8 protein-coding genes and 1 tRNA gene are annotated in these 7,206 nt (G+C 69.2%); 7 read left to right on the top strand and 2 right to left on the bottom strand.

Annotation, left to right across the window (positions count from 1 at the left end; translation table 11 throughout):
• Positions 1 to 161 precede the first annotated feature (161 nt).
• Entirely contained in the window at positions 162 to 614 is a 453-nt protein-coding gene (locus tag AB0M20_RS19175; RefSeq protein WP_364299837.1) for a GatB/YqeY domain-containing protein, read from the bottom strand.
• Between the two features lie 24 nt (positions 615 to 638).
• Here AB0M20_RS19175 and AB0M20_RS19170 point away from each other — a divergent pair, with 24 nt between their 5' ends.
• From AB0M20_RS19170 to AB0M20_RS19140, 7 genes are all read left to right on the top strand, one after another.
• Entirely contained in the window at positions 639 to 1,532 is an 894-nt protein-coding gene (locus AB0M20_RS19170) for a metallophosphoesterase (protein WP_364299835.1), read from the top strand.
• A gap of 74 nt (positions 1,533 to 1,606) precedes the next feature.
• A tRNA-Pro gene (locus AB0M20_RS19165) sits at positions 1,607 to 1,680 on the top strand.
• Positions 1,681 to 2,186: 506 nt separating this feature from the next.
• Positions 2,187 to 2,693, top strand: coding sequence for a hypothetical protein (locus AB0M20_RS19160; RefSeq protein WP_364299833.1), 507 nt, complete (start codon positions 2,187 to 2,189; stop codon positions 2,691 to 2,693).
• Between the two features lie 593 nt (positions 2,694 to 3,286).
• The gene (locus tag AB0M20_RS19155) at positions 3,287 to 3,583 is read left to right on the top strand and encodes a hypothetical protein (RefSeq protein WP_364299831.1); all 297 of its coding nucleotides are present in this window, start codon (positions 3,287 to 3,289) and stop codon (positions 3,581 to 3,583) included.
• Positions 3,580 to 4,449, top strand: coding sequence for a MerR family transcriptional regulator (locus AB0M20_RS19150; protein WP_364299829.1), 870 nt, complete (start codon positions 3,580 to 3,582; stop codon positions 4,447 to 4,449). Before AB0M20_RS19155 ends, AB0M20_RS19150 begins: the two co-directional genes overlap by 4 nt.
• 371 nt (positions 4,450 to 4,820) lie before the next feature.
• Entirely contained in the window at positions 4,821 to 5,162 is a 342-nt protein-coding gene (locus AB0M20_RS19145) for a YnfA family protein (RefSeq protein WP_364299827.1), read from the top strand.
• A 192-nt stretch (positions 5,163 to 5,354) separates the two neighbouring features.
• Positions 5,355 to 6,218 carry a hypothetical protein gene (locus tag AB0M20_RS19140; protein ID WP_364299825.1) on the top strand — a complete coding sequence of 288 codons (864 nt, stop codon included), beginning with the start codon at positions 5,355 to 5,357 and terminating at the stop codon, positions 6,216 to 6,218.
• On the opposite strand, the gene AB0M20_RS19135 is transcribed toward AB0M20_RS19140, so the two are convergent.
• Positions 6,200 to 7,206, bottom strand: a 1,007-nt coding sequence (locus AB0M20_RS19135) for an AMP-binding protein (protein WP_364299823.1), incomplete at its 5' end; no start/stop codon positions are given. The genes AB0M20_RS19140 and AB0M20_RS19135 overlap by 19 nt on opposite strands.

Here is a 7,206-nt window from a genome sequence, read left to right as displayed (position 1 = left end):
GACCCCCCGCCGGGCCCGGGCGGGCCGGTCAACCCCACCCCCGGCTTCCCGCCCAGACCACGGCTATCGATCCCACGCATACGCCCGGCCCCGCGGGGGCCGGCCCTTCTCCGTGTTTGGCCGTTCTGTGTTGTTCAGCCCAGTTGCTCAGCCCAGGTCGCTCAGCCCAGTTGCTTGCGGACCTCGGCGGCGACCCGGCCGCCCTCGGCGCGACCGGCCACCGCGGCCTGCGCCGCCTTCATCGCCGGACCCATCTGCGCCTTGCCGGTGAAGCCACCGGCCGCCAGCGCGTCCTTGACGAGCCCGGCGATCTCCTCGTCGGAGAGCTGCTTCGGCAGGTAACGCTCCAGGATGTCGCCCTCGGCCCGCTCCTTGGCCGCGGAGTCGTCGCGGCCGGCGCCGGCGAAGGCGGTCGCGGCCTCGCGGCGCTTTTTCGCCTCCTTGGTCAGCACGGCCGTCACCTCGTCGTCGGACAGACTCCGGGCGGTGTCCCCGGAGACTTCGGCGTTGCGTACGGCGGCCAGGGCCATCCGCAAGGTCGACAAGGTGAGCTCGTCCCGCCCCTTCATGGCGGTGCGCAGGTCCTCGTTCAGGCGGTCCTTCAGCGTTCCCATGGCGGAGAAACTACCCTTGCCGTCATGCGCAAGCGCACCCTTATCTCACTGGCCGCCGGCGCCACCGCCCTCGGCGGCGCCACCTTCGCCTACGCGTCCCTGGTCGAACGCAACATGTTCACCCTGCGCCGCTTCGACGTGCCGGTGCTCGAGCCGGACGCGGAACCCTTGCGCATCCTGCACATCTCGGACCTGCACATGATGCCGGACCAGCGCCGCAAGCAGACCTGGGTGACCGCGCTCGCCGGGACGGATCCCGACCTGGTGGTGGTGACCGGCGACAACCTGTCGTCACCGGCGGCCGTTCCGGGCGTACTCAAGGCATTGGGTCCGTTCTTCGACGTCCCCGGCGCGTTCGTCTTCGGCAGCAACGACTACAAGGGCCCGGTCTGGCGGAACCCGCTGCGATACCTCCTGCCGGAGCGGGAGTACGTGCAGGGCGTCGAGCTGCCGTGGCAGGACCTGCGCACGGCATTCACGGAGGCCGGCTGGGCGGACCTGAACAACGCGCGCACGGTCCTCAAGGCGGGCGGCCGGTCGGTGGAGCTGGTGGGAGTCGACGATCCGCACGTCGACCGCGACGACTACGAGTCGGTGGCGGGCCCGGTCTCGCGAGGCGCCGACCTGCACATCGGCGTGACCCACACCCCGGCGAGCCGCGTCCTGTCGGCGATGGCACAGGACGGCTTCGCCCTGCTGCTGGCCGGCCACACCCACGGCGGCCAGGTCCGCGTCCCGGGCTACGGCGCCCTGACCACGAACTGCGACCTGCCCCACGCGATGGCCCGCGGCCTGCACCGCTGGCCGGGCACGGACAGCTGGCTGCACGTCTCCGCCGGCCTGGGCACGCACCCCACGGCACCGATGCGTTTCGCCTGCCGCCCGGAGGCCACGGTGCTCACCTTGATCCCCCGCTGACCAGCGGTTTCGGGGGCGGGGGTATACCGATTTCGCGGGCGTAGGGGCGTCGGATACTATTGGCCAGCACGTTGCGGGGTGTGGCGCAGCTTGGTAGCGCGCTTCGTTCGGGACGAAGAGGCCGTCGGTTCAAATCCGGCCACCCCGACTTGCAGAAACACCAGCTCAGGGCTGGTCTTCCGACATGGGAGACCGGCCCTGAGTCGTTGTTGGGGGCTTGTCTGGGGCTGCGTGAGGGCTGAAGCTTCGGCCTTCACTGTTCGACCTCCAACCCCGAGTGGTGAGCAAACGATCGAGCACTGGCGCGGGCCGGCGATAGCCACCGCGACGTCGGCCGATACGCAGAAGCCTCGGCGTTCCTCACAGCGAGGGGCCGAGGCTACGAGTTGTCTCATCAAGCGTGATCAGGGGTAACGGTAGATCTTGAGACCGATTTGCCATCGGTGCCCGTACTGTCACTGAACGGCCTCAACGGAGAGGACGGATGTGGAACCTGCTTGGGTTGCAGCCGCCGCTGCATGTTTCGGTGCGCTTGCCGCCGGTTGGGCCGCCTTCAACGGTGTCCGCACCCTTCGGCAGGCACGAAACGACAGCCGAGCTCGTAGCCGGCCCATGCTCGCCGCGGAGCTTCGACCGGTGAAGCACTCCAAAGGCATGATCGCGCTGGTGGTTAGGAATCTCGGCCCGACCATCGCACGCAACGTGCAGGTGACATTCAGTCCCTCGCTCCCCGAACTCTCGACAGAAGACCGAAGCCTGACGCTTCATTTGAAGAACCGTTACGCCGACACCATCCCAACATTCACGCCTGGGATGGAGTTTTCAAACCTGTGGTTCGTCGGGCGGCCGGACGGCCAAGGCACCTTCCACAACACTGAGCCAACACCGGACAAGTGCACCGTAAAGATCAACTACGAGGCGACGGACAAGACTTCGTACGTAGACGAATTCTTCATCGACGTAGATTTGATCAAGGCCGAGACCTATGCCGAGTCCTCTACCGCGCCCGAAGCGCGCATGAAGGTCATGGCCAGCAGCCTCACGTCCATCGACCGATCGCTTAACGCACTCGCGAAGACCTTTGAGCGCGCCCAGGCGAACAAGCCGACACGGCTGCCGGGCCTTCGGCGATGGTTCCGTCGACAACGGGCGAAGCCGTAGAAGGCCGCCTCCGGCGAGTAGGGCCTCCGGCCCTACGACCCAGTTCAGGCCTCTGGCGGCCGGGGCTCCGCCCACGGACCCCGACGACTCCGGGATGTACGGCCGGGCCCCGCGACCTATCACGCACCGGAGGCAACCAGACCGCGCCCGGCCGAGTGAAGCTTGCGCGACGGGATGCCGTAACGGAAAACGATGGCGCGCAGTGCTCTCAGTTGGGGCTGCGCTGAAGCTGAAGCTCGAAAATCCGACCGCGATCGACCAACACAGACCGATAGCACCTAACGCCGCTACCAGCGCATATAGCCTGACGCGCATGACGGCGAGAAGTCCGGGCCTACTTCGGGACGAAAAGGCCGTCGGTTTAATCCGGCCACCCCGACGTGCAGTAACACCAGCTCAGGGCTTGTCTCCGACACGCGAGACCGGCCCTGATCTGCATCACTGCCCTCCGCGGGAGCCGCGTGGTCATGACGGCGGTCACACCTCACAGGGTTGCATCCTGTACTCGGGTACAGGCTTACCGTCGGGCTATGACGATAGATGAGCTGGCCTGGGTGCCGGACGCGTGCTCCCTACCGACTGTGGACAGGCCCTTGCGGCTGACCGAGTTCGACGACTTGTTCGCTATGGCGGTCCGGCGGGTCGAGCCGGTCACGCCGACCCACGCCCGCCTGCACCTGACGGGCGGAACCGGATTGTCGGCAACCGTTCGTGACTTGACCGCCCGTGAGACAGAGTGCTGTTCGTTCTTCGACTTCACGGTCACCCCGGAAACCGCCGGCGAGGGCGAGACGGTGGTCCTCGACGTCGAAGTGCCGGCGCAGTACGCGAATGTGCTCGATGCCCTCACGCTGCGGGCCAGCGCCGTCGCGGCAGGGCAGACGCCATGACCGGCGTGCTGCTAAATCTGGCCGAACTGGCTGCGCTCGCCGACGTGCCCGTCGACCGGCTGCGGGAGTACGCGGAGGTGGGCCTGTTGCCGCCCGCGCGCCGCGAGGGTGATCGACTCGGATACCCCGCTTCTGAGGCGGACACCATGCGACTCCTCGGTAAGGTCCAGGCTCTCGGCATCGCCGCTGACGACCTTCCCGCCCTGACGCGCGGTTGGCGCGACCGCGACTGCGGCGCCGCGCAGCAGCAGCTGGTCGACGCGGTGACCGCCCGCCTGGACATGGTCCAACTTCGGCTGGGCGAACAGCAGCAGCTCGCGACCCGGCACGGTCCCGGAACGCCGAAGTGGGTCGAGGCCACCCAGGCCACCGTGTCGCTTTCCCAGGACGCCGCCCGGCTGCAGGCCGTCACCGCCGCCCTGCGCGCCAACCCACATGCCGGCGCATGCGGCGAGGACTGCGGCTGCATCACCGCGCTGGACGCATCAGGCGACGTCTACCACTTCCCCACCACCGCAACCGACGAGCCCGGGCTGGCCTGTGACCTGGCCGCCGACGCCGGCGATGCGTCGAACCGGATCGGGGCCTGGCAGCAGGTCTTCACCCGGGTGCAGCGCCGCGACCCGCTCGACGACACACAGACCGGGCTGGCGCTGCGATTCCCGCTGGACGGAGATCTTGCCGCCACCCTGGCGCGTCTGGCCGCCGCGGAGTACCGGTGCTGCTCGTTCGGCAGCTACACCATCGTCATCGACCACACCGGCCTGCGGCTGGAAATCCGCATGCCGGACGGCGCCACCGACATGCTCGCCGCCGTGGTCGGCGTGCCCGACTCACCGGGAACACCCGACGGAGACCCTGCATGAGCCTGCCGATTCGGCCATCCACGACGCACCAGCACGCCCCGCCGGTCGTCGACAACACCCCACCTAAGCGCAGCAAAGTCACCGGCGCCTTGGCCGCCCTCGCCTGCGCAGCCTGTTGCGCCATCCCACTGCTGATCACCGCCGGGGTGCTCACCGGTGCCGGAGCGGCAATGCTGGAACAAACCCTCTTGGCGGTGGCCGCTGGGCTCGCCGTGGTCGCCCTGGGCATGTGGTGGCTGCATCGTCGCCGCCAAGCTCAACACGCCGCAGCGAGTGGCGGAGCCTGCGGATGCGGAGGATGCGGCCCCTGACCAGACGTGGTGCGGCACCCCTACCGGTGTCGCACCGCCCCGGCGTGCTGCCATGACCACATGACGATCATCCGATCCATTCTCCTGTTCATCGTCGCCGCCCTGGCCGAGATCGGCGGAGCCTGGCTGGTCTGGCAAGGCGTCCGCGAGCACCGCGGTCTGCTGTGGATCGGCGCGGGCATCGCCGCGCTCGGCGCGTACGGCTTCGTCGCCACCTTCCAACCCGACCCCAACTTCGGCCGCATCCTCGCCGCATACGGCGGCATCTTCGTCGCCGGATCTCTGGCCTGGGGCATGATCGTCGACAAGTTCCGGCCCGATCGATGGGACATCGCTGGAGCCGTCATCTGCCTGCTGGGCGTCGCCGTCATCATGTACGCACCCCGCACCGGCCACAGCTGACCACCGCCAACCGTCGACGCACCGCCGGTGGCGGCAGGCCGACCTCGACCGGGATGCTGGGTGAATGAGCTTTCCAGGCCGACGTGACGTCACGGGGTGAGTTGGCGGCGTCGATCTACGTCCTGCGCGGGCCGGAAGCTCGTGTCCGATTTCATCAAGACCGGGCCGGTGGGGTTGCCGGAGGATGGCGGCATGACTGATTCCTTCACTGCCGGTGCCGCGTTCATCCAGCGCCAGGGGCGCCTCGTCGATCAGCGGCTGTTCGCCACGTTGTTCGAAGGCGCGCCGCCGGGCGGGGTGGCCGACGCGCTCCGCGGCTACCAGAACGCCGACGGCGGGTTCGGGCACGGGCTCGAGCCGGACAAGCGCTGTCCCGCCAGCCTGCCGATCGATGTCGAGATCGCCTTCCAGACGATGGCCGCGGCCGGGGCCGCCGACGCCGACATGCTGGGCCGGGCCTGCGACTTCCTGACCGGGGTGACGGTTGACGGCGCCGTGTCGCTGGCCTCGCCCGTCATCGAGGGGTATCCGCGGGCCGACCACTGGACGGACTGGACGTACCAGCCGGGGCTCAACCCGACCGCGGGGCTGGCCGGGCTGCTGCACCAGATGGGCTTCGACCACCCGTGGCGGGAGACCGCGACGGAGTACTGCTGGCGTGCCCTGACCGAGCAGCCCTTCCCGGACGAGGTGCACGCCCTCGCCGAGGCGCTGACCTTCCTGGAGTTCGCGCCGGACCGGGAGCGGGCCGACCAGGTGGCGCCGGCCCTGATCAAGCACACGACGGCTCAGGAGATGTTCCACCTGGACCCGGGCGCCGAGGGGTACGGACTCTCCCCTCTCTACATCGCCCCGCTGGCCGACTCCCGCTGGCGTTCGCTGTTCACCGCGGCTCAGATCGACGGGCACCTGGACCGGCTCGCCGCCGATCAGCAGCCGGACGGCGGCTGGCCGATCGCCTGGACTCCGCCGAGCGAGGCGTCCCTCCTGGAGTGGCGCGGCATCGTGACCCTCAAGGCCCTGCGGACGCTGACCTCCTACGGCCGCCTGGGCTGAGGGATCGCCGCCCGCAGGCGCTTGCGGTCCAGCTTGCCGACCGAGGTGAGCGGGATCGCCGGGAGGATCGTGACCGTACGCGGGTACTTGTGTGCCGCCAGCCGGCCCTTGCTGAACTCGATGAGCTCCGCCTCGGTGGTGGTCGCGCCCTCGGTCAGCGACACGAACGCGACCACCTCCTCGCCCAGCCGCTCGTCCGGCCGGCCCACCACGGCGGCCATGGCGACGGCCGGGTGATCGAGCAGCGCGTCCTCGACGTCGCGGGGATAGACGTTGTAGCCGCCCCGGATGATCAGGTCCTTCATGCGGTCGACGATGGTCAGGTAGCCGTCGGCGTCGAGCCGGCCGACGTCGCCGGTGTGGAACCAGCCGTCGGGCAGTGGTTCGCCGCCCCAGTAGCCACCCATCACGTTCGGGCCGCGTACGACGACCTCGCCGTCCGTGCCGACCGGCGCGTCCTTGCCGTCGAGGTCCACGATGCGCAGTTGCACGCCCTCGACGGGTCGGCCGACCGTCCCGGGCTTGGCGTCGGCCGGCGGCATCCCGCTGATGATGCCGCCGGTCTCGGTGCAGCCGTACCCCTCGAGCACGGTGGCCGAGGGCACCCGCCGCTCGAAGTCCGCCCGGACCGCCGGCGGCAGCGGCGCCGCCCCGGAGAAGACGTACCGCAGCGCGCTCAGATCCATGTCCTCCAAGGGGTAGGACAACATCATCGCCAGCATCGAGGGCACGACGGCCCATGTCTGGGTGCGGTGCTCGACGGCAAGGTCCAGATAGGACTTGGGCTCGAAGAACCGTTGCAGCACCGATGACGTCGGTTCGGGCACATGCATTCCGCCGACGGTGACGAGCAGCCCGAACGAGTGCGACAGCGGCAGTGACGACTGGCCGCGGGTCAGGCCCGGCACGTGGCTGCGGCCCCGGGAGGACTTCCCGGCCGAGGAGAGGTTGCGGTGCGAGAGGCCGACACCCTTGCTGCGGCCGGTGG

Source organism: Actinoplanes sp. NPDC051633 (genome assembly GCF_040681735.1).
Lineage (GTDB): Bacteria > Actinomycetota > Actinomycetes > Mycobacteriales > Micromonosporaceae > Actinoplanes.
This window is presented reverse-complemented; position numbering and strand designations above follow the sequence as displayed.